Below are 21,331 nucleotides of genomic sequence, written 5' to 3' on the forward strand. Positions count from 1 at the left end.
CCCGTCGAGACCGTTGTGGCGGCGAATCTACCTCCGGCCGCCCGAGCCACTCCTATAGGGACGGCTCAGCGTTCGCGTGCGGCGGTCAGGGCGACGAAACGGCCGGTTCTACCAGTGCCGGTGCGGAGTTGATGGTTCTCGAGTTCGAGGACGTCGACGATGCGGGCGAACGCGCCGGCGAAGCCGCAGGCCGGAACATCCCCGTGGGCGGGGAGCACGGCTCTGCGGTGGCCGCTCGCTGATGGATGCGGGATCATCCCGCGCGGGCGGGAAGCACTCGCCGGTCCGGGCCTCGGCGAACAGGTGTAAAGCGTGGGCGGGGAGCACGACCCGCAACCCATTCCGGTGGGGCCGGACCAAGGATCCGGCCCCACCGGTCAGATCTGGGTTTCCTCTTGCTCGGGGGGAGGGCCGGCGAGGGGCCGCAGACGCAGTTTGGTGATCGCGCGGCCGGTGATCTCGACGACTTCGGCGGTGTGGCCGTCGATGGTGACGATCTCGCCGGGGACGGTGGGGATGTGGCCGAGCCGGGCCAGGACCATGCCTGCCACCGTGGTGTAGTCGCCGGCGTCGGTCTCCTCGATCTCGACGCCGATGTCGGGCAGGTCGTGGATCGGGAAGGTGCCGGGCAGGAGCATGGCGCCGTCGTCCTCGTGGATGACCGACTGCACGTCGCGGTCGGTCTCGTCGTAGATCTCGCCGACCACCTCCTCGACCAGGTCCTCCATGGTGACGATGCCGTCGATGGCGCCGCGTTCGTCGACGACCAGGGCGAACTGCTGGCGCTGGAGGCGCAGCTGGCGCATGGCGTCGGACACCTTGAGCGTCTCGGGGAGGAACAGCGGGGTGAACGTGTGGTCGCTGACCGAGCCGTCGGCGGCGATCAGGTCACGCAGGTGGACGACGCCGAGGACGTCGTCGAGGCCCATCGGGCCGGTCACCGGCGCGCGTGAGTGCCCGGCTTTGACGAGGCGGGCGAGGGCCTCGGGGGCGGGCAGGTCGGCGGGGAGGATCAGCACGTCGCGGCGGGGGACGAGGATCTCGCGGAGGATCCGGTCGGCGATCTCGAAGGCGCCGCTGATGATGGTGCGCTGTTCGGCGGTGATGTCCTGCTGGGCGGCGACCATGTCGCGGATCTCCTCGGTGCTCACCTCCTCGCGGCCGGCGTCCGGGTCGCCGCCGGTGAGGCGGACGACCAGGTCGGTGGATTTGCCGAGCAGCCAGACGATCGGCCGGGACAGGGTGGCCAGGATGTCGAGCGGCCGGGCGACCAGCAGCGCCCAGCCCTCGGCGCGCTGCATGGCGATCCGTTTGGGCGCGAGTTCGCCGACGACCAGGGTGAAGAATGTCAGGACGATGGTGACGAGGATGATCGACACCGGTTCGGCGGCGCTGCCGAGGAAGCCGAGCGGTTCGATCAGCGGTTGCGCCAGCGACACGGCCGCGGCCGCGGAGGCGAGGAAGCCCGCCAGGGTGATGCCGATCTGAATGGTGGCGAGGAACCGGTTCGGGTCCCGCGCCAGCTTGGCGAGGGTCCTTCCGGTGCGTGACTGCTTCTCGAGACGCTGCAACTGGCTCTCCCGCAGGGAGATGAGCGCCATCTCACTGCCCGAGAACGCCGCGTTGAGCAGCACCAGCACCACGACGAGGACAACTTGCCAGCCGTATCCGCCCACGGCGGACATCAACTCCTTCACGAAGAGGCGAAGGTCCCAGGCTACCGGGGACGCCTGAGTGCTTTCCCAGGTAGATCGTGATCCATGCCGGACAGCGAGCCGACACTGTCCGGTACTTTTCATTGACTCCCGGCAACCGCGGGTGTCGAATCCGGTCCATGCCGCTGAAGAGATACGGGGTGTTGCGCGCCGCTGTCGTCGATCGCCGCGTGGAGACCACCGACACGCCTCATTATCAAATTCATCTGCGGGCGGCCGGGACCGATTTTCGGGCGGCTGTCAACGTGCGTTCCCAGCTGAACCCGCCGGACCTGCTCTACCTGGGGATCAACGACTTCCGGCACCCGATCCTGGACCGGGTGCGCGCATTCTCCGACGGTTTCACCGAGATCGAGAGCCGGCCCGGCACCGCGGCGATCGATTTCATTCGCGGAAATCTCTTCGACCGGACGCTGATGCGCCCGGTGCCGGCCGCGGCGCCGGGACCGGAGAACGATCTCGGCGATTTCCTCGATCATCATGTGCGGCGGGCGCTCGGTGATCTCGACGCCCGTGCGTACGTCTTCGGTGAGGCCTGGGGCCCGGAGCCGAAGCCTGACAAGATCTTCGGCTTCCGTCCCGGGAACGGCATCCACGACGTACACATGAATCAGGGCAACGACGGCCGGTTCACCGGTGACGACGGCGTTTTTCAGGACGGCGCGCTGCTGCTGCACTTCCCGGCGTCGGACGATTGGGTGGCGATCTTCCTGGCTTTCCAGTCGCAGGCGTGGCACACCGATGACATCACCGGTCACCGGCTGCCGGGGATCCCGTCGCCGGGCCCGGCGCCCACCCCGGCCCCGGGGGAGCCCGATCATCTGGTCCGGATCGTGGCGGCGCTGGTGAACCCGCCCGGTCCGGCGCCCGAGGCGGAGAGTGTGACGCTGTTGAACACCACCCCGCTGGAGTTGGATCTGACCGGCTGGTCGCTGGCCGACCGGGCCGGCGGCCGGCATCCGCTGACCGGCCGGCTGGCGCCGGGCGGGGTGACGCAGGTGCGGGTCGCTCCGCCGGCCCAACTCGGTAACCGGGGCGGCACGCTCACCTTGCTGGACGCCCGCGGGCTGAAGGTGGACGGGGTGGCGTGGACCGCCGATCAGGGCCGGCGCGAGGGCTGGACGGTGGTCTTCTAGGCCGGGTCGGCGCCTCCGGCGGGGACTTGAGCGGACCGGAACACGCCGTCGAGCACCAGGTCGACGGCGCGGTCCGCGGCGGCACGGGCGTCCGCGACGTCGGCGGTGGCCTCGGAGACGCTCTGGACCATGGTGAAGAGCAGCACCAGGTCTTCGGGGGTGAGGTCGGCGCGGACGTGGCCGTGGTCGCGGGCCCGGCGCAGCGGTCCGGCGAAGGCGGTGACCAGTCGCCGCATGTAGCGTTCCTGGGTCGCGGTGTCGAAGCGGCGGGCCAGCCGGACGAGGCGCCGCATCCCGATCAGCGAGTGCAGCACCTCGCGCAGTTGGTGGCGGAATCCGGCCGGTTCGGTGGCGTGGGTGGCGATCCGGTTCTCCAGCAGTTCGAGCTGGTGGCCGAGGACGGCGACGGTGAGCGCGGTGCGGTCGGGGAAGTGCCGGTAGAGGGTGGCCTGGCCGACGCCGGCCCGGCGGGCGATCTCGGGCATCAGGGGGCCGGGCTCGTCGCGGGCCAGCACCTCGCTCGCTGCTTCGAGGATGGCCGCGCGGTTGCGCTGGGCGTCACGGCGACGTGCTGCCGGGGTTCCGTAGATCACTCGCGCCCCCTTGCTACCGACGAGTCACGTTACTAGTCGGTAACGAGAATGTCATCATCCTCGATTTCACGGAAGCCATTCCCATGCCACCGTCCGCTTAGGAACCGTTGGCCGGACTGGGAAACACAGTGGAATCACGAGCGTCATTGCGGTTTTAGCCGGGGGCTCTCGTCTGGCAACGATCGGACCCTAGGTTCGGATTCGCGGACGATCTGGGGAGTCCATGTGAAATCGCGATTGATCTTGTTGCTTTCGGCTGTCCTGGTGGCGGCGCTTCTGGCGCCGCCACCGGCGGCCGCCGCCCCGCCACCGGACTTCCAGACCTCGCTCGTGGTCGGCGGCGATCTCGACGAGCCGTCCGGTTTCGAGATCGCCCCGGACGGCCGGATCTTCATCCTGGAGCGGGCCGGAACCGTCAAGATCTTCAAGAACGGTCATCTGCTGGCCAAGCCGTTCGCCGTGCTCCCCTCCGAGCCGACCGGTGACCGCGGGCTGATCGGCATCGCCTTCGACCCCGGATTCGGCGTCGCCAACCACTTCGTCTACTTCTATTACACCGGCCTCGACCTGCACAATCGCCTGGTCCGATTCGACGCGTCCGGGGATGTCGGCACCGACGGGCCGTACACGATCTTCCGCACCGAGTCGCTCTCCCAGCATCTGCACGTCGGCGGCAGCGTCCGGTTCGGTCCGGACGGCAAGCTCTATTTCGCGGTCGGCGACAACGGCTATTCCAGCAACGCGCAGATCCTCTCCAATCCGCACGGCAAGATCCTGCGGATCAATCCGGACGGCTCCATCCCCACCGACAACCCCTTCTACGGGCAGGCCGGCAAGGAGCAGGCGATCTGGGCGTACGGGTTCCGCAACCCGTGGCGGTTCCAGTTCGACTCCAGCACCGGGAAGCTGTACGGCGGCGACGTGGGCGACTACTCCTGGGAGGAGGTCAACCACATCGTCAAGGGCGGCAACTACGGATGGCCGCTCAAAGAGGGCATGTGCACCGCGAACTGTGCGGGCTTCGTCGACCCGATCCACGTGTACGCCCACGACGGCGAGAGCGCGGCCGCCACCGGCGGACCGGTCTACCGGGGCGAACTGTTCCCGCCGGAGTACCAGGGCAACCTGTTCTTCGCCGACTACGCCAAGGGGTTCATCCGCCGGGCCGTGCTGGACGCGGACGGCAACGCCACGGCCGTGCACGACTTCGACGCGCGGGCCGGGGCGGTCGTCGATCTGAAAGTGGGCCCGGACGGCGACCTCTACTACCTGACCTACATCCCGGGGCGGCTCTACCGGGTCACCTACAGTCTGGGCAACCACTCCCCGACCGCGAACGCCGGCTCCGACGTCGACAAGGGACTGAGCCCGCTCACGGTCGGCTTCTCCAGCGCCGGCAGCAGCGACCCGGACGGCGACGAACTGTCCTACGCCTGGGACTTCGGCGACGGCGACAGCAGCGCCGAGGCGAACCCGGCGCACACGTACGACGAGGTGGGGGTCTACACCGCGACCCTGACCGTCACCGACGGCGAGGGCAACAGCGACACCGCCGTACCGTTGATCATCCAGGTGGGGATCGCGCCGACGGTGACCATCGCGGTGCCGGCGGACGGGTCCGGCTACCGGGCCGGGGACGTCATCACCTACAACGCGTTCGCACAGGACGCGGCCGGGTTCGACCTGGACGACAACGGCATCCGGACCTCGGTGATCCTGCACCATCACACGCACATCCACCCGTTCGCCGGGCCGCTCACCGGCCGGGCCGGCCAGTTCACCATCCCGGACACCGGAGAGTCCTCGGCCGACACCTGGTACGAGATCAAGGTGACGGCCACCGACGCCAACGGGCTGAGCACCTCGAAGTCGATCGAGATCCGGCCGGTCACCACCACGTTCACGGTCGCGACCAGCCCGCCCGGGCTGACCGCCTATCTGGACGGTGTGCCGGTGGAGACCCCGCACGAGGTGCTCGGCGTCGAGGGCTTCCGGCGGGAGCTGTACGCCCCGCCCACCGCGGTCGCCGCCGACGGCATCGTTCACCGGTTCCAGGGCTGGTCCGACGGGAAGGCGATCCGGCACACCGTCACCACACCGGAGGCGGACACCACCTACACCGCCACCTATGTGCCGTCGCCGGCTTTCACCGCCACCTTCTACGACAACACGAATCTGGCCGGGACGCCGGTGCTGACCCGCTCCGACCCGCGGATCGACTTCGTCTGGGGCGAGGCGGCGCCGGATCCGGCGGTGCCGGCGAACGGGTTCTCCGCCCGCTGGACCAAGAAGCAGCACTTCCCGGCCGGGCGCTACCGGTTCACCACGGTCTCCGACGACGGCGTCCGCCTCTATGTCGACCGGCAGCTGGTGCTCGACAGGTGGCAGGGGCAGTCCGGCGCCGCGTACGACTGGATCGGCGACCTCGGCGAGGGCGTGCACACCGTCACCCTCGAGTACTTCGACGCCGGCGGCGACGCCATGGCCAAGCTGGACTGGGCGGCCGCTCTCGACCAGCCGTCCGGCGAGTGGACGGCCGAGTACTGGAACACCCCCGGCGCCGGGTCCGCCCCGACCGTGCCGGCGTCGGCGCCCACGCTGACCCGGGCCGAGCCGAACGTCGACAACGACTGGGCGCTCGGCTCCCCTGACCCGGCGATCACCCCGGACCATTTCGCGGCCCGGTACACCCGGACGCTGAGCCTGGCCCCCGGCGAGTACGAGTTCACCGCGACCGCCGACGACGGTGTCCGGGTCACCGTGGACGGTCTGCGGATCATCGACGCCTGGGCCGATTCGGGCGTCACCGCGCACACCGCGACGACGCTGCTCGGCGGCGGCCCGCACACGGTGGTGATGGAGTACTACGAGAACGGCGGCGACGCGGTCGCGAAGCTCTCCTACCGGCAGACCGCCGAGGCGCCGGATCCGCCGGACTGGGACGCCGAGTACTTCACCGGCATGGATCTGGCCGGCGAGCCGGCACTGACCCGGCGGGACACCACGATCGGGTTCGACTGGGGTGGCGGCTCGCCCGGCCCGCAGCTTCCGGCCGACGGGTTCTCGGCCCGGTGGACCCGCACCGACACTCTCCCGGCAGGCGTCTACCGGTTCGCCGGGCAGAGCGACGACGGGGTCCGCGTCCACCTGGACGGGGTTCCGATCGTCGACCGGTGGGTCAACCAGAACGAGACGTTCAGCACCGACCGGCTGGTCCTGGCCGGCCCGCACACCATCCGGGTCGAGTACTTCGAGAACGGCGGCGGCGCGATCGCCCGCTTCGGCTATCAGCGGGTCGGCGACGTCGGCCCGGTCGACGCCTGGAACGCCGAGTACTTCGCGAACCGCGACCTGGCCGGCACGCCCGCGGTGACCCGCGCCGACGACGCGGTCGCCTTCGACTGGGGTGACGGCGGCCCGGCCCCCGGCGTCCCGGCGGACGGGTTCTCCGCCCGCTGGACCAGGACGGCCACCTACGAGGCCGGCACGTACCGGTTCGCGGCCACCGGCGACGACGGGATCCGGGTACTGCTCGACGGCGTCACGGTCGTCGACGGCTGGTCCGACCACGGGCCCACCACTTTCACCGCCGACGTCGAGGTCGCCGGCGGTGAGCACACCGTCGTCGTCGAGTACTACGAGGCCGGCGGCGGAGCAGTCGCACGATTCACATCCGAGAGGGAGTCCCTTTAATGGCGGACGTAGCCCCAGTTCGGCTCAAAGCACCGCCGGCGGTCACCGTCGTGGTGCCCACCCGCAACGAGGCGGAGAACGTACAGCCACTGGTCGAGCAGCTCAAGGACGCGCTCGGCGGAACCCCCAGCGAGATCGTCTTCGTCGACGACAGCGACGACGGCACCCCGGCGGCCGTCACCGCCTTGTCCGAACAGGACCCGGAGGGCGTACGCCTGGTGCATCGCGCCGTGGGTGAGCGGACCGGTGGCCTGGGTGGCGCGGTGACCGCCGGGCTGGCGACGGCCCGCGCGCCGTGGGTCGTCGTGATGGACGGCGACCTGCAGCATCCGCCCGGCACGGTGCCGGAGCTGCTCACCGCCGGTGAGGTGGACCGGGCCGACGCGGTGGTGGCCAGCCGCTACCGCGGTCGCGGCCGGGCCGACGGGCTGAGCGGCACGTTCCGGCGGCTCGTCTCGCGCGCCTCCGGCACCCTCGCCAAGATCTTCTTTCCGGTACGCCTGCGCGCGGTCACCGATCCGATGAGCGGGTTCTTCGCGGTACGCCGGGACGCGCTGGACACCGCGGCACTGCGCCCGTACGGCTACAAGATCCTGCTGGAGGTGCTGGTCCGCGGCCGGATGCGGAACATCGCCGAGGTGCCCTACACGTTCGCGCCCCGGCGGGCCGGAGAGAGCAAGGCGTCGCTGCGGGAGGGGCTGCGCTACCTGCGTCATCTGAGTGTGCTGCGGCTGGCCGCGACCCGGCATCCCGGTTCGCCGGCGGGCCGGATGGCCGGGTTCGCGCTGGCCGGGGCGGCCGGGACGGCGGTCAACTCGGCGGCGCTGTGGGCGCTCGGCGAGGTGGCCGGGCTGCCCTATCTGCTCGCCGCGTTCCTGGCCGTACAGGTGGCGATCGTCTGGAACTTCGCGGTCATCGACAACCTGGTGATGCCGCCGGGCGCGCATCCGCGGCGCCGCCGGTTCGGCCGGTTCCTGCTGCTCAACAACAGTCTCACCCCGGTTCATCTGGGTCTGCTGTTCGCCCTCGTGCAGTGGGGCGGCCTGCATTACCTGCCGGCGAACGTGCTGGCGATCGTGGTGGTGTTCACCCTCCGGTACGCGGTGACCAGCCGCTGGGTCTACGGCGCCCCGCCCAGTGGCGTGGCCGGCACGCTGCGCCGGGCCGTGCCGACGCGGCTGCTGCTGGCGGCGCTGCTCACCGCGGTGGCGTTCCCGGCTCTCGTCGCGATCGCCTGGAACGAGCTGTGGACCCGCGGCGAGGCGGTGCCGCTGCTGATCCCGGTGGCCGCCGGGGCCGCGCTGGCCGCCCGGCGGATCCGGCCCGGCCACTCCGAACCGGACGTGCACGACCGGCAGGTGGACGGGCTGCTCGCCGCGGTCCTGCTGACCGTGTCCGGGACGCTGCTCGCCCTCAAGCCGTCGCCCGGCTGGCTGGTCCCGGCGGCGCTCGCCTTCCTCGGTGGTGCGGCGATCCTGCTGGCCGGCACCCGTACGGTGGCCCGGCTGCGATGGGCGCTGCTGTTGCCGCTGCTGGCGATCGGTGGCGTGTCACCGGCCGTCGTCGATTCCGGGCTGCGCGAGGTCGTCACCCTGCTGGGCCGCCCGGCCGGGCCGACCAGCAGCGACGGTGGCCTGGTCACCGACTATCGGGGCACCGAGCTGCTGCTGCCCGCATCCCAGTTGCCCGGCCTCGCGCTGGCCGGCGGGGCGGCCTGCCTGGTGATCAGCGCTCTGGTGATCTTCGGCCGACGGTGGCGGGCGCTGTCGCGGGCCGCCACGGCCGTCGCGGTGCTGGCGGCGGCCACGGTCGGCGCGGTCCTGGTGGTGCTGCTGGTGGGCCGGCTCTTCGGGCCGGGGGCGTTCCGGATCGCCGCGCTGCCGGTCTTCACCGACCTGCTGCTGGCCGGCGTGGTCGCGGTCACGGTGGCCCGCTGGTCGCCGGATCGGGCGCCGGTCCCGGCCCGGGCCGGACGGCAGCACCTGCCGCGCGGGCGGTTCGTCCTGGTCGCGCTGCTGGCCGTGGCCGTGCTGCTGAGCGCGCAGACGCTGCCGCAGGTCGAGTGGATCTCCGCGGGCGGTGCCCGGTGAACGAGTTCTCCGCGCGTACCGTGCTGTCCCGGGCGCAGCGGGCCGGCCTGATCGTGGCGCTCGTCCTGATCGCCGTGTGGGCGGTGCTGCGGCCGATGACGGTGGTGCAGACGGTGGTGGCGATCGTGACCGTGGCGTACGGCGCGGCCATCGTCTTCCGGGTGGTGCTGGTGTGGGCGGCGTCCCGCGGCGAGCACCTGGTCACGGTGTCCGACGAGGAGGCCCGCGCGGTTCCGGGGGAGGAGCTGCCGGTGTACACGGTGCTCGTCCCGGCGTACCGGGAGCCGAGCGTCATCGGGCTGCTCATGTCGCATCTCGGTGCGCTGGAGTACCCGCGTGACCGGCTCGAGGTGATCCTGCTGCTGGAGGAGGACGACCGGGAGACCATCGAGGCCGCTTCCCAGGTGGGCGCCGAGTCGCACGTACGCATCCTGGTGGTTCCCGAGTCGCAGCCGAAGACCAAGCCGAAGGCGTGCAACGTCGGTCTGGAGCAGGCGACCGGCGAGTTCGTCACCATCTACGACGCCGAGGACATCCCGGATCCGTTGCAGCTGCGCCGGGCCGTGGTGGCGTTGCGCCGGCTCGGTACGGAGTACGTCTGCCTCCAGGCCGAACTCGGCTACTTCAACGTCGACCAGAACCGGATCACGAAGTGGTTCGCGCTGGAGTACGCCACCTGGTTCCGCTCGCTGCTGCCCGGTCTGGTGGCGCTGCGGATGCCGATCCCGCTGGGCGGCACGAGCAACCACTTCCGGACCCGGGAGCTGCGGGAGCTGGGGGCGTGGGATCCGTACAACGTGACCGAGGACGCCGATCTGGGGATGCGGCTGGCCCGCTCCGGTCACCGGGTCGGGGTGCTGCGCTCGGTGACCCTGGAGGAGGCGAACTCCGACTTCATCAACTGGATCAAGCAGCGCAGCCGCTGGTACAAGGGCTATCTGATGACCTGGCTGGTGCACCTGCGCTCGCCGCGGGCCACGGTCCGGCAGCTGGGCTGGCGCGGTCTGCTCTGCCTCAACCTGTTCGTCGGTGGCACCCCGCTCGCGGCGCTGCTCAACGCGGTGCTGTGGGCCACCACGATCCTGTGGTTCCTGGACCGGCCGCCGGTCATGGAGGAGATCTTCGTGCCGCCGTTCTACTACCTGGGCGTCATCTGCCTGGTGTTCGGCAACGCCACGGTGATCTACCTGAACGTGCTGTCGGCCCGCACCATGGACCGGCCCGACCTGCTCGGCACGGCCCTGTTGTCGCCGGCGTACTGGGCCATGATGAGCCTGGCCGGGGCCAAGGCGGCGTGGCAGTTGCTGTTCAAACCGTCCTATTGGGAGAAGACCACCCACGGGCTGCACCTTCCCAAGGAGTCCGCCGATGTCGGTTGATGTCCTCGCGCCCCCGGTCTCCGTCCGGAACCGCGCGATCCTCGGTTACGGGCTCGTCTATCTGGCGATCGCCGTGTGGTTCTGGCAGAGCGATCTCGTTCCCGGCGACTCCACGAGCCGGGTCGCCAACGCCTACTACACGCTGTTCAGCCGGGATCCGCACCTCGCGGCGATCGGTTTCGTCTGGAACCCGCTGCCGTCGCTGATCCTGCTGCCGTTGCTGCCGCTGGGCCTGCTCGTCCCGGCGTTCACCCAGCAGGGGCTGCTCGTGGTGCTGGTGTCGGCGGCGCTGATGACGCTGACCGTGGCGGTGACCCACGACGTGCTGCGCCGCGCCGACGTGCCCCGCGTCCCGCGGCTGGTGCTGACCGCGGCGCTGGCCCTGCACCCGATGATCGTCGTCTACTCCGGCAACGGGATGAGCGAGGCCTGCTTCCTGCTCTGCCTCATGCTGGCGGTGCGGGCGCTGATGATCTGGCTCGCCGAGGGCCGGACCGAGTCACTGGTGCCGCTCGGCCTGGCGATCGGGCTCGCCTACGGCGCACGCTACGAGGCGCTCGCCCCGGTCGCCGCGGTTCCGCTTCTCGTCTTCCTGACCACCCTTCTGCGTACGCCCGGAGCACGCCCCAGGCGCACGGCGCTCGCCCGTACCGACGCGGTGATCGCGGGCCTGCCCGGTGTCCTGGCGGTGCTGCTGTGGGCGCTGGCCGGGAAGCTGATCGTCGGCCAGTGGTTCGCCACCTTCTCCAGCCGGTACGGCAACTCGGCCCAGGTGTCCGCGAACGCCGCCGGGATCGGCTCGGTGACCGGCGACGACCTGCCCGCCCGGATCGGCTACTGGGCTCAGCAGATGGCCGGGCTGTCGCCGATGTTCCTGGTGCTGCTGGTCGCCGCCCTGGCCGCGGCGTGGCTGCGCCGCGATCCGCGGGTGCTGGCGGCGGTCACCGTGCTCGGCTCGGTGCTGGCGTTCGACGCGCTGGCGTTCCTGTCCGGCACGTCGTTCGGCTGGCTGCGGTTCCACATCACGGTGATCCCGCTGTCGGTGCTGCTGGCCGGGCATCTGATCGCCGCGTTCCCGCGCCGGGCGACCGTGGTGGCGGCGCTCGCGTGCACACTGGTGGCCGTTCCGGCGGCGCTCGTCACGCTGAACCGGCCGGAACTGGCCCGCGAGGAGTCGGAGTGGCTCACGGCGGACGGCGCCGCCCGTACCCGAGGATTGGCTCTGGTGAATCGTCAGGTGGCCGCCGACCTGGACGCCATGGGGCTGCCGGACGGCGCGGTCCTCACCGACGCGGCGTACGCGTTCGGGGTGGTGCTGGCCAGCGACGACCCGAAGCAGTTCGTGATCACCCCGGACCGGGACTTCGCCGCCGTTCTGGCCGACCCGGCCGCCCACGGTGTGCGGTATCTGCTGCTGTCCGCCCGGGGCGCGGCCGACGCGGTCCGGATCCGGCACTTCGGCCCGGACCCGGCGGCGGTGCCCACCGCCGGGGCGATCACCTGGAAGGACGCGGCCGGCAACCTCCAGTGGACGCTGCTGCCCGTACCGTAGATCGATTTCTCCATGGGACGGTTGTCGCCGACCGGCCGGTTGCCCGCTTCGCCCCATCACTCGGGATGCCGGCCGGTTGCCCGCTTCGCCCCATCACCCGGGATGCGGGTAAACACCGTCTCCGCCCGCCCGCGTGGCACATGGAAGGAGACCGCCCTCCTGGTCACAGTAGATGACCAGACGACTCCTGAGAGTTACGTCACGGGCTTTCGGGTGGCGGCTCAGCGGTAGCGTCGAGACTGCTTCCGAACAGGCGCATTCCGAGGTGACTGCATGGCGACGGTGGGAGAGGTCGTTGCCGGGCGCTACCGTCTCGTCCGCCCGCTGGCGTCCGGCGGCATGAGCCGGGTCTGGCTCGCCGCCGACGAGTCCGGCGGCCGCGTCGGCGCCACCTACGGTCCGTCCGGCGAGCACGTCACCGAGCGCCGCCCCGAGATGGTCGTCGTCAAACACTGCGTCGTCCCGGCCGGGCTGCCGGCCGGGCAGCACGAGCTCCTCCGCCGGCTCGCACTGCCCGAGGCCGAGGCGGCCGCGCGGGTCAGGCACCCCAACGTCATCCGGGTGCTCGACGTGATCGCCTCCTGGGACGGGCCGTGGCTGGTCATGGAGTACCTTCCGTCCCGCTCCCTGCACCAGGTGATCCAGGAGTCGGGTCCGCTGCCACCCGCCCGGGTCGCCGCCATCGGCCTCGCCGTGCTGGCCGGCCTGCGCGCCGCCCGGCAGGCCGGGGTGCTGCACCTCGACGTCAAGCCCGGCAACGTGCTGATCGGCACGGACGGCCGGGTGGTCCTCACCGACTTCGGGCCGGCCGTCACCCCCGACGGCGTCCGGCGGCTCACCGACGCCGGGATCATCCTCGGCTCCCCCAAGTACATCGCCCCGGAACGCGTCTTCGACCACGTCTCCGACGAGCGGTCCGACCTGTGGTCCCTCGGCGCCACCCTCTACCACGCGGTCGAAGGACGGCCACCCTTCCAGCGGGACACCACCACCGAGATCCTGCGGGCGGTCGGCGGCGACCGCCCGGCTCCGGCCCGCCGCGCCGGCCCGCTCGCGCCGGTGCTGTCCGCGCTGCTGCACCGCGAGCCGTCCCGGCGGATGCCCGCGTCCGAAGTGGCGGCCCGCCTGGACCGGATCCTCGTCGCCGAGGCGGGCCGGCGCCGGCCGCGTTCCCGGTTCCGCCGCCGGGTTCCGGCGATCGCCGCGGCGGTCGCGCTGGCCGCCACCCTCACGGCCGTCGCCGCCAACGCTCAAGGCGGAGAGCGCTCGGGTACGCCGTACGCGGTCACCACCAGCCCACCCGCCGTCGCGTCCTCGACACCACCGGCCCCCGAGGGCTTCACCTGGTGGATCGACCCGAGCGGCTTCCAGATCGCGGTCCCGGCGACCTGGCGGCAGGCGGCTCCCGCCACCGGCGGCCTGACCTTCACCGGCGGCAAACGCGGCCGCAGCGTCCTGGGCATCACACCGCTCCCCCGCCCACCCAGCGACGTGGTCGCCCCACTGGAGGACGCCGAACGCGCCGCCGACCTGGACGACTACCGCCGCCTGCGCCTCCAGCCGCTGCCCGAGCCGTTCAGCGCCGTCTGGGAGTACACCTTCCGCGGCCCGGACGGCACCGCCATGCGCGCCCTGCGCCGGATCACCAGCAGCGGAAACCGGTCCTACATGATCGAGTGGCGAACCCCCCGCTCCGTCTGGGCCTCCGAACTGTCCCGCTTCACCGTGGTGCTGGCCTCCTTCGCCCCCCAACGCTGACAGCCCACCGCCCGCGCGCGGCACCACGGCCCGCACGTGCCCCGCGGTGAGCCCTCACGAAGCACGCACGCCACGCTCCGGAACCGCGATCACTCCTACCGGACACCCGAACGGCGGGAGGTCAATGGTCACCGGCCTGCCCGCCGGCCACCGTAGAACACGTCGTCGCCGCCGAGACCGTAGATGACGTCGTTCCATAGGGGGCAGGAGGCCGGTCTGGCCGGTCTGGCCGGTCGAACGCTACGTCACCGACGGCAGGCTTCCCAGCGGTGGCCGCGGCCCGATTCAGGCGCTCACGCCGGGTCGGGGAGGTAGCCGGCCAGCTTCTTCTTGATGAGGGCGTTGAAGGCGTAACCCCAGATGCGGGTGCCACGGAAGAAGTGGGCCTTCGCCGCCGCCAGGTCCACGAGGGACGGCTGCGCCAGCACCGCGAAACCGCCCTGGTTGAGCCGGAGCGGTCGCTGGGTGATGGCCACGGCACCCGCATCGGCGCTCTCCGCCACCAGGACCGGCAGCACGATCACACCGGATTGGAACCCTCCCCAGCGGCCCTTGCGCTGGACGGCCAGTCCGACGGCATCGGCGGAGAAGTCTGCCAACTGGTTCCGGTCGACAGCGCCGGCCTTCGCCGCGACCAGGAAGATGTGGGTCCGGGTGAGGGCTTTGAGCTGTGCCTTGTAGCCGACCATGCCCGACTTCTCGTGAGACACCTCGCAGCCGTCCGCGACGAGCCGCTTCTCCAGATCCGCCAGGTAACGATCCGCGTCGATCATTGCCCCACTCTCATCTCAGCCGGCCCCACCACGCGATGAAGCCGATGAACCGGCGCGCCCCACCACCGCCGCCGGCAGATCGGTGAAAGCCCTCAGCCCGGCAGCAGAATATACAGCTTGTTCGATGAGGTTGAGAGCGCCGGCGTAACTCTCCTCCGCCGCTGTGGTCTCCTCACCCAGCGAGCAGTGTCCTCTCGGCGACTTGGAACCTACCTGGGTGAGCTGGTCTATCCATCGAATCGGCAACCCAGGATCCAGGAGACACGCCCTGGATAGCGCGCATGGTGATGGGTACGCCCACCATCCGATTGTTTTTCAGTCCCCGTTCGCCTTTCGGACATGTTGTTCGCGCCATCGAGTCAGCTGTTCGTTGATCTCGGTCGCGTTGCGTTCCATACGGGTCGGGCGGCGGAATCCGAAAACGTATCCGCCAAGCATGCTCAGCTCGGTCCGCCGGATATCGGAGTCCCCTGGGCGCTTCCAATACACCACCGGGGTGATGGCCCTGCCGAACGCGGCGGCACCGCCGACAAGCCCGTCGGCCTCAACCCGCTCCATCTGCTCCCAGCGAATCACCGTGGTACGCCCCAGTCCACGCGCCACGATCCTGTCTGGATGGAAGATGACGCCGAGCATCGCGCCCCGGACCACGGCTGCCCAGAACGCGATCGCCATCCCACCGAAGATCACCACTGTGATGTGGCTGCCCGAGTCGATACCCGACACGGCGACGGAGGTTGAGATGAAACCCATCACCGCCATGGCGGCGACCAACAGCATGTTCCAGAACCAGGAGCGCAACACCGACATGATGCTCAACCTAAGCTCTTCGATGATCCAACCGGCCGAAGTCCGTGCGGACGGTACTACAGAATCCGACCCTCTCGCGTCGCCGGCCGGACCGTCGGCGATGCGAGAGGGACCGTCAAATGAGGTGAATCAGTTCGCGATCCTCTTCTCTTCAAGCTCATTCCAGGCTTCGGTCTGAGCTTTTCGAGGTGGTGATTCATTTCATTGACGCCAGTGAGTGCCGAAACGTCTGCGGGCGTGGCACGGGCCGGGTTACGGGTGAAGGGCGCGCGGCACGGACGGGACCGTCGGAATCGGGCGGGGCGGCGTCACGCGTACCGGGAGAAGAGAACTCCGGCGGGCGCCGCGACGGCCGCATAGGTGATCATGGTGGCGGGTTGCCTGGCAGGAAGAGCTGTTCCGGCGTGGTCGTCCTGCCGGACACTGAACCGTCATGCTGAGGTCCGGCGACGTCTGTGGGGGGATAGTGCGGGTAGGGATCACCGGGGTGGGCGCTCACCTGCCGGAGCGTGAGGTCGGCACGGCTGAGCTGCAGGACCGGATCGGCCGGCTGCCCCGCGGCCTGCTCGCCCGGCTCACCGGCATCGAGCGGCGGCGGATCGCGGCCGACGGCGAGTACGCCTCCACCCTCGGACTGCACGCGGCCCGCGCCGCTCTCGGCGCCGCCGAGCTGGACCCGCTCGACGTCGACCTGCTGCTGTTCGCCTCGGCCAGCCGGGACATGGTGGAACCGGCCACCGCGCACATCCTCCAGGACTCGCTCGGCAGCCGGGCGCACGCGCTGGACGTCACGAACGCCTGCAACAGTTTCGTCAACGGCATCGACCTGGCCCGGTCGATGATCCTGGCCGGGCGGGCGCGGCGGGCGCTGGTGGTGACCGGGGAGACGCCGACCCGGGTGATGCGGCCCCGGGTGGCGAGCATGGCGGAGGCGCGACGGTCGTTCGCCGGATTCACGTTCGGTGACGCGGGCGCGGCCGTGGTGGTGGAGCCGGTGGGGCGCGGCGGGATCCTGGACATCGACACCGAGACGTTCTCCGAGCACTGGACGGTCGGCGGCATCCCGGGCGGCGGGTCGCGGCATCCGCGGGGGGACGAGTTCTCCTATTTCACCGGGGACGGGCACAAGCTGCGCGGGGTGTTCGAGAAGATCGGGGCCAGCATCCTGGACCGGGTGCGGGCGCGGACCGGGTTCGAGTTCACCGACTACGCCAGGATTCTGGTGCATCAGGTGACATTGCCGTACCTGGAACGGTTCATCGAGGTGACCGGGGTGCCGCGGGATCGGCTGGAGATCACCGTCACGGATCTGGGCAACATGGCGAGCGCCACGCTCGGCGTCCAGCTCGCCAGGATATTTCCGGATCTGGTACCCGGGGATCGGGTGCTGTTCATGGGCCTCGGCGGCGGCGTCAGCATCATGACGATGGTGTGGGAACGATCGTGACCCGCCTCTGGGTCGTGGTGCCCGCCTACAACGAGGCGGCTCGGATCAGCGCCACCCTGTACGCCCTGGCCGCCCAGACCGACACCGCCTTCACCCTGCTCGTGGTCGACAACGGCTCCACCGACACGACGGCGGACGCGGCCCGGGCGTTCGCGGCGTGCGCCCCGTTCCCGGTGCACGTGATCACCGAACCGGAGAAGGGGGTCGGCTGCGCGGTCGACACCGGGTTCCGGCACGCCATCGGGGCCGGGGCCGTCCTGCTCGCGCGTACCGACGCGGACTGCCTGCCCCGGCCCGGCTGGGTGGCGGCGGCCCGGGCCGCCCTGGACGGCGGCGCCGCGATGGTGTGCGGCCGGATCACGGCCCGGCACGACGAGCACGGCCCGGCCGGGCGGGCGGTGTTCGCGCTGCTCGTGGCGCTGGCCGCGGCGTTCGGGCGACTCCGGCCGGCGCACCGCGAGGACGGGTTCCTGGCGCCGTACCGGATGCACGCCGGGAACAACATGGCGATCACGGCCGCGCTCTACCAGGCGTGCGGTGGGATGCCGCGCCGGCCGTCACCGACCGACCGGCTGTTTCTCAATCGGGTACGCCGGACCACCTCATCGATCGTTCACTGCCGGTCGATGGTGGTGGAGAACTCGACCCGGCGGCTGCGCGCGTACGGGGTGCTGCGGACCGCCCGCTGGTACCTCGACCGTGGCAGCGGCCCGCACACCCCCGATCCACGTTGAGGAGCCCACTTGCTCGATGAGCTGAACGCGGGTCTGCGGGCCGGCGACGACCGGCCGGCGATCGTGGACCGGGTGAGCCGTGGCGATCTGGCCGTGCTGCGGGACCGGTACGCCACCGCTCTGCACGCACGTGGCCTGACCGTGGGGGACACGCTCGGGATCGCGATCCGCCCCGGGCCGCGCGCCCTGGCCGTGGTGCTCGCGGCGTACCGTCTCGGGGTCCGGGTGGCTCTTCTGGATCCGACCGCGGGACCGGACGTGCTGCGGGCGCGGCTGTCGCTCGCGCGCCCTTCTTTGATCATCGCGGACGCCCCGGCGCAGGCGGTCGCGGGCTGGGCGGCTCCTTTGGCACGGCGAATCGGCTTGGCGCTCCCTAATTTTCCTGACATATCCGAAACGGTCACGGTGGGTCCCCGGCTGCCCGGCAACGCCCCCTCGCTTTCCCTGAGAACGGGTCCCGTCCCCCGGGCGTACGACGGCGACGGCGACGCGGTCGTCATCTTCACCTCCGGCACGACCAGCAGCCCCCGGGCCGTCGTGCACACCCGCGCGGGTCTGGACACCGGACTGCACGCCGTGCACGACCTGGTCCGGCCCCGCCCCGGCGTCCCGGTGCTCGGCGGCACCTTCTTCGTCATGGTTCCGTCGCTGGCCGCCGGCGCACCCGTCGCCGCGCCCGCCCGCCGCCCGCGCGCCCTCGCCAAGCAGGTCACCACCCTGCGCCCGCAGGCCACCTACCTGACGCCGCCGCAGATCCGGGCCGCCCTGGACGCCGGCGTCCCGTTCACCGGCCGGGTCTACAGCGGATCCGCCCCGGTCTCGGCGAACCTGCTCCACCGGGTCGTCGCGGCCGGTGCCGACGAGGCGTGGGGCGTCTACGCGCTCACCGAGGTGTTCCCGGCGGCCGCCGTCTCCGCCGCCGAGAAATCCGCCTTCGACGGGGACGGCGACCTGGTCGGCGACCTGCTGCCCGGCGTCCGCGCCCGCCTCGACGACACCGGCCAACTGCTGCTCGCCGGAGCCGGCGTCTGCGACCGCTACCTGGGCGCCGACCCGCACGAGTGGGTCGCCACCGGTGATGTGGCGGCCGTGGACGGCCGTCGCGTCGTACTGGCCGGCCGCTGCAAGGACATGATCCTGCGGCGTGCCGAGAACATCTATCCCGGCCTCTACGAACCGGCCCTGCACGTACCCGGTGTGGCCCTCGCCGTCCTGGTCGGCGTGCCCGCCGGTGACGGCGACGAACACGTGGTCGCGGTGGTCGAAACAGCGCCGGGCGCCAGCCGCCCCGCCGTCGAGGCCGCTCTGCGCGAGCCGCTGCGGCGGATGGGCGCGGCCCGCCCGGACCGCGTGCTCTTCGCGCCGGTCCCCCTTTCGGGCCGGTCCCGCAAACCCGACCGGGGTGCGGCCGCGTCGCTCGCCGCCGGCATTCCACATCAGAGAAAACCCCCGGGGGTACGCGGATGAGCACCCGATTCCTGCCATCCACCGGAGTCCGCCCCGGATCCGCGCCCGGCGCCGGGTGGGGCCGCCCGGGTGGCCGTCCCGGATCTCGGCCCGGAGACGATCCGATGAACAGACTCACGGCGATCTCTCTCGATCCGGAGACGGCACAATGAGCGGACTCACGGCGACCGTCCCCGCCCGCAACTCGGAAACGACCCGATGAACGGACCCGCGGCGACCACCCCCACCCGCAACTCGGAAACGACCCGATGAACGGACCCACGGCGACCACCCCCCACCCGCAACTCGGAGACAACCCGATGAACGGACCCACGGCGACCACCCCCACCCGCAACTCGGAGACAACCCGGTGAGCGGGCTTGCGGTGATCGTTCCCGCCTTCGACGAGGCCGGGACCGTCGATGTCGTGCTGGAGGCGCTCGCCGCGCAGACCGACCGGGACTTCCGGCTGGTCGTGGTCGACAACGCCTCCACCGACGGCACCGCCGCGGTGGTGCGCCGGTTCGCGGCGGCCGCGCCGTTCCCGGTGGAGGTGGTCCCCGAGCCGTCGCCGGGCGCGGGCACCGCCGCCGACACCGGTTTCCGGCACGCCGTCGCGACCGGCGCCACCCTGCTGGCCCGCACCGACGCCGACTGCCGCCCCGCCCCCGACTGGGTGGCGACCGCCCGCGCCCACCTGACCGGCGGCGCCGAGATGGTCTGCGGCCGCAGCGTCCCCCGCCGCGACGAGAACCCCACCTGGCCGGAACGCCACGTCTTCCCGGCGGCGGTCCGGCTGGCCGCACTGTACGGCCGCTACCGCAAAGAACACCGGAACCCGGTCTATCGCACCCCGTACGTCCTGGTCCACGGCCACAACCTGGCCCTGACCGCCGACCTGTACCAGCGCTGCGGCGGCACCGCCCGCGAACGCCTCGAGGACGGCTCCGAGGACGTCACCATGCTGAACCGCGCCCGCCGGGAGACCAGCCGCATCGTCCGGGCCGAAGACCTGGTCGTCGAGGCCAGCCTGCGCCGCCTCCGCGCGTGGGGCGCCCGCCGCACGCTCCTCTGGTACTGGGACCGCCGCTGGCGCCCGCCCACCTCCGCCGAGGTCCACGTCCGGTGAACCATGATCTGGCGCGGCGCCGCGACCGGCGGGTCTACCTGCGCAGTCACCCGGTGCTGTTCGCGCTGCTCGCGGCCACCCGGCGGCGTCCGGTGCTCCGGCTCGGCGGAACCGTGATCGCCCACTCCCCCGCCGCCTACCTGGACGGTCTCACCCGCGTCCCCCTGGACCGGACCGCGGAGGGCACCACCGGCGGCGCGGCCGGCCGGCTGGCCGGTGGCGGCCTCCTCTTCGATCAGGAGGGCGACGCCCACCGGGGTTCACGCCGTGCCCTCGCCGAGTCCCTCGGCGCGGACGGGGTCGCCCGGCTGCGCCCGATCTGGCGCGCCGTCCTCGACCGCCGCCTCGCCCCACTCGCCGCCGGCCGCACGATCGACGTGGTGGACGTGGCCGCCGAACTCTCCGGCGCCACAGCCGCCGCCCTGCTCGGCGCCGACGTCGACGGCCGCGCGCTCGCCACGGCCGCACGCACCGCCGCGGCAGCCGCCGCCCGCGAACACCTGCCCGGCGTGACGCTCCCCCACCACCGCCGGGCCGCCCGCCACGCCGCCGCCCGGCTGAACGTCCTCCTCGGCAGCGGCCCGGACGGCGACGGGCTGGCGGCGATGCTCGCGGTGGCCGCGATCAACACGACGGTCGCCGGGCTGCCGCGGGCCGTGGCCTGGTGTGCCGACGCGGACCTGTGGGACCACGCCGGGCAGGCGCCGGAAGCCCTGACCGCCGAACTGCTCCGGGTGACCGCGCCCACCCCGCTGCTACCCCGGGTCGCGGCGGCTCCCGGCAGCGTCGACGGCTGCCCGGTGCGAACCGGTGACCGGCTGATCCTGGTGGCACGCCACGCCGCCGGGGCACACCACCGGGATCCGGATCCGGCCGACCCGGCGCCGCCCCAGATCTCCCAGCTCGTCTTCGGCGCCGGGCCGCACGCCTGCCCAGGCGCGCGACTCGCCCGAGCCCAGCTGACCGACACCCTAACGGCGCTGGCCCCACACCGCCCCGAAGTGCGGAAAGCCCGCCCCGACCGGCGCAGTGCCCTGCCCGGCTGGGCGGCCCTCCTCATGGCAGCCCGATGACGC

General features: G+C 71.6%; 16 protein-coding genes. 11 read left to right on the forward strand and 5 right to left on the reverse strand.

The genetic code is table 11. The features are described from left to right. Positions 1 to 65: 65 nt before the first annotated feature. Together AB0I88_RS17020 and AB0I88_RS17025 are read right to left on the reverse strand one after the other, a co-directional pair. Positions 66 to 218, reverse strand: a complete 153-nt coding sequence (locus tag AB0I88_RS17020) for a hypothetical protein (protein ID WP_361024514.1) — start codon at positions 216 to 218, stop codon at positions 66 to 68. A gap of 159 nt (positions 219 to 377) precedes the next feature. Next, positions 378 to 1,685, reverse strand: coding sequence for a hemolysin family protein (locus tag AB0I88_RS17025; RefSeq protein ID WP_361024517.1), 1,308 nt, complete (start codon positions 1,683 to 1,685; stop codon positions 378 to 380). A 149-nt stretch (positions 1,686 to 1,834) separates the two neighbouring features. On the opposite strand from AB0I88_RS17025, the gene AB0I88_RS17030 reads away from it, so the two are divergent. Continuing rightward, positions 1,835 to 2,851 (forward strand): DUF2278 family protein, encoded by a 1,017-nt coding sequence (locus AB0I88_RS17030; protein WP_361024520.1) that lies wholly within the window; start codon positions 1,835 to 1,837, stop codon positions 2,849 to 2,851. On the opposite strand, the gene AB0I88_RS17035 is transcribed toward AB0I88_RS17030, so the two are convergent. After that, positions 2,848 to 3,444, reverse strand: coding sequence for a helix-turn-helix domain-containing protein (locus AB0I88_RS17035; protein ID WP_361024523.1), 597 nt, complete (start codon positions 3,442 to 3,444; stop codon positions 2,848 to 2,850). The genes AB0I88_RS17030 and AB0I88_RS17035 overlap by 4 nt on opposite strands. Before the next feature lie 264 nt (positions 3,445 to 3,708). Here AB0I88_RS17035 and AB0I88_RS17040 point away from each other — a divergent pair, with 264 nt between their 5' ends. The 5 genes from AB0I88_RS17040 (at position 3,709) to AB0I88_RS17060 (ending at position 13,916) form a co-directional block, all read left to right on the forward strand. Beyond that, the gene (locus AB0I88_RS17040) at positions 3,709 to 7,137 is read left to right on the forward strand and encodes a PA14 domain-containing protein (RefSeq protein WP_361024526.1); all 3,429 of its coding nucleotides are present in this window, start codon (positions 3,709 to 3,711) and stop codon (positions 7,135 to 7,137) included. Further along, entirely contained in the window at positions 7,137 to 9,227 is a 2,091-nt protein-coding gene (locus AB0I88_RS17045) for a glycosyltransferase family 2 protein (RefSeq protein ID WP_361024529.1), read from the forward strand. Before AB0I88_RS17040 ends, AB0I88_RS17045 begins: the two co-directional genes overlap by 1 nt. Beyond that, on the forward strand, positions 9,224 to 10,606 hold the full coding sequence (locus AB0I88_RS17050; RefSeq protein ID WP_361024532.1) for a glycosyltransferase: 1,383 nt from the start codon (positions 9,224 to 9,226) through the stop codon (positions 10,604 to 10,606). The genes AB0I88_RS17045 and AB0I88_RS17050 overlap by 4 nt, the downstream gene beginning before the upstream one ends. Next, the gene (locus tag AB0I88_RS17055) at positions 10,596 to 12,158 is read left to right on the forward strand and encodes a hypothetical protein (RefSeq protein ID WP_361024535.1); all 1,563 of its coding nucleotides are present in this window, start codon (positions 10,596 to 10,598) and stop codon (positions 12,156 to 12,158) included. Before AB0I88_RS17050 ends, AB0I88_RS17055 begins: the two co-directional genes overlap by 11 nt. 273 nt (positions 12,159 to 12,431) lie before the next feature. Continuing rightward, positions 12,432 to 13,916 (forward strand): serine/threonine-protein kinase, encoded by a 1,485-nt coding sequence (locus tag AB0I88_RS17060; protein ID WP_361024538.1) that lies wholly within the window; start codon positions 12,432 to 12,434, stop codon positions 13,914 to 13,916. Between the two features lie 293 nt (positions 13,917 to 14,209). On the opposite strand, the gene AB0I88_RS17065 is transcribed toward AB0I88_RS17060, so the two are convergent. Continuing rightward, positions 14,210 to 14,689, reverse strand: coding sequence for a hypothetical protein (locus tag AB0I88_RS17065; protein ID WP_361024541.1), 480 nt, complete (start codon positions 14,687 to 14,689; stop codon positions 14,210 to 14,212). Between the two features lie 315 nt (positions 14,690 to 15,004). Beyond that, positions 15,005 to 15,499, reverse strand: a complete 495-nt coding sequence (locus AB0I88_RS17070; RefSeq protein ID WP_361024544.1) for a hypothetical protein — start codon at positions 15,497 to 15,499, stop codon at positions 15,005 to 15,007. 487 nt (positions 15,500 to 15,986) lie between these two features. On the opposite strand from AB0I88_RS17070, the gene AB0I88_RS17075 reads away from it, so the two are divergent. From AB0I88_RS17075 to AB0I88_RS17095, 5 genes are all read left to right on the forward strand, one after another. Beyond that, positions 15,987 to 16,946, forward strand: coding sequence for a 3-oxoacyl-[acyl-carrier-protein] synthase III C-terminal domain-containing protein (locus AB0I88_RS17075; protein ID WP_361024547.1), 960 nt, complete (start codon positions 15,987 to 15,989; stop codon positions 16,944 to 16,946). Next, complete coding sequence (locus tag AB0I88_RS17080) at positions 16,943 to 17,680, forward strand: glycosyltransferase (protein ID WP_361024550.1); 738 nt, start codon at positions 16,943 to 16,945, stop codon at positions 17,678 to 17,680. Before AB0I88_RS17075 ends, AB0I88_RS17080 begins: the two co-directional genes overlap by 4 nt. A gap of 9 nt (positions 17,681 to 17,689) precedes the next feature. Further along, positions 17,690 to 19,147: a class I adenylate-forming enzyme family protein gene (locus AB0I88_RS17085; protein WP_361024553.1), complete on the forward strand. Its 1,458-nt coding sequence runs from the start codon at positions 17,690 to 17,692 to the stop codon at positions 19,145 to 19,147. Positions 19,148 to 19,496: 349 nt separating this feature from the next. Continuing rightward, complete coding sequence (locus AB0I88_RS17090) at positions 19,497 to 20,255, forward strand: glycosyltransferase family 2 protein (RefSeq protein ID WP_361024556.1); 759 nt, start codon at positions 19,497 to 19,499, stop codon at positions 20,253 to 20,255. Next, positions 20,252 to 21,328: a cytochrome P450 gene (locus tag AB0I88_RS17095; RefSeq protein WP_361024559.1), complete on the forward strand. Its 1,077-nt coding sequence runs from the start codon at positions 20,252 to 20,254 to the stop codon at positions 21,326 to 21,328. The genes AB0I88_RS17090 and AB0I88_RS17095 overlap by 4 nt, the downstream gene beginning before the upstream one ends. The last annotated feature ends 3 nt before the right edge of the window (positions 21,329 to 21,331 follow it).

Source organism: Actinoplanes sp. NPDC049802 (assembly GCF_040656595.1).
Taxonomy (GTDB): domain Bacteria; phylum Actinomycetota; class Actinomycetes; order Mycobacteriales; family Micromonosporaceae; genus Actinoplanes.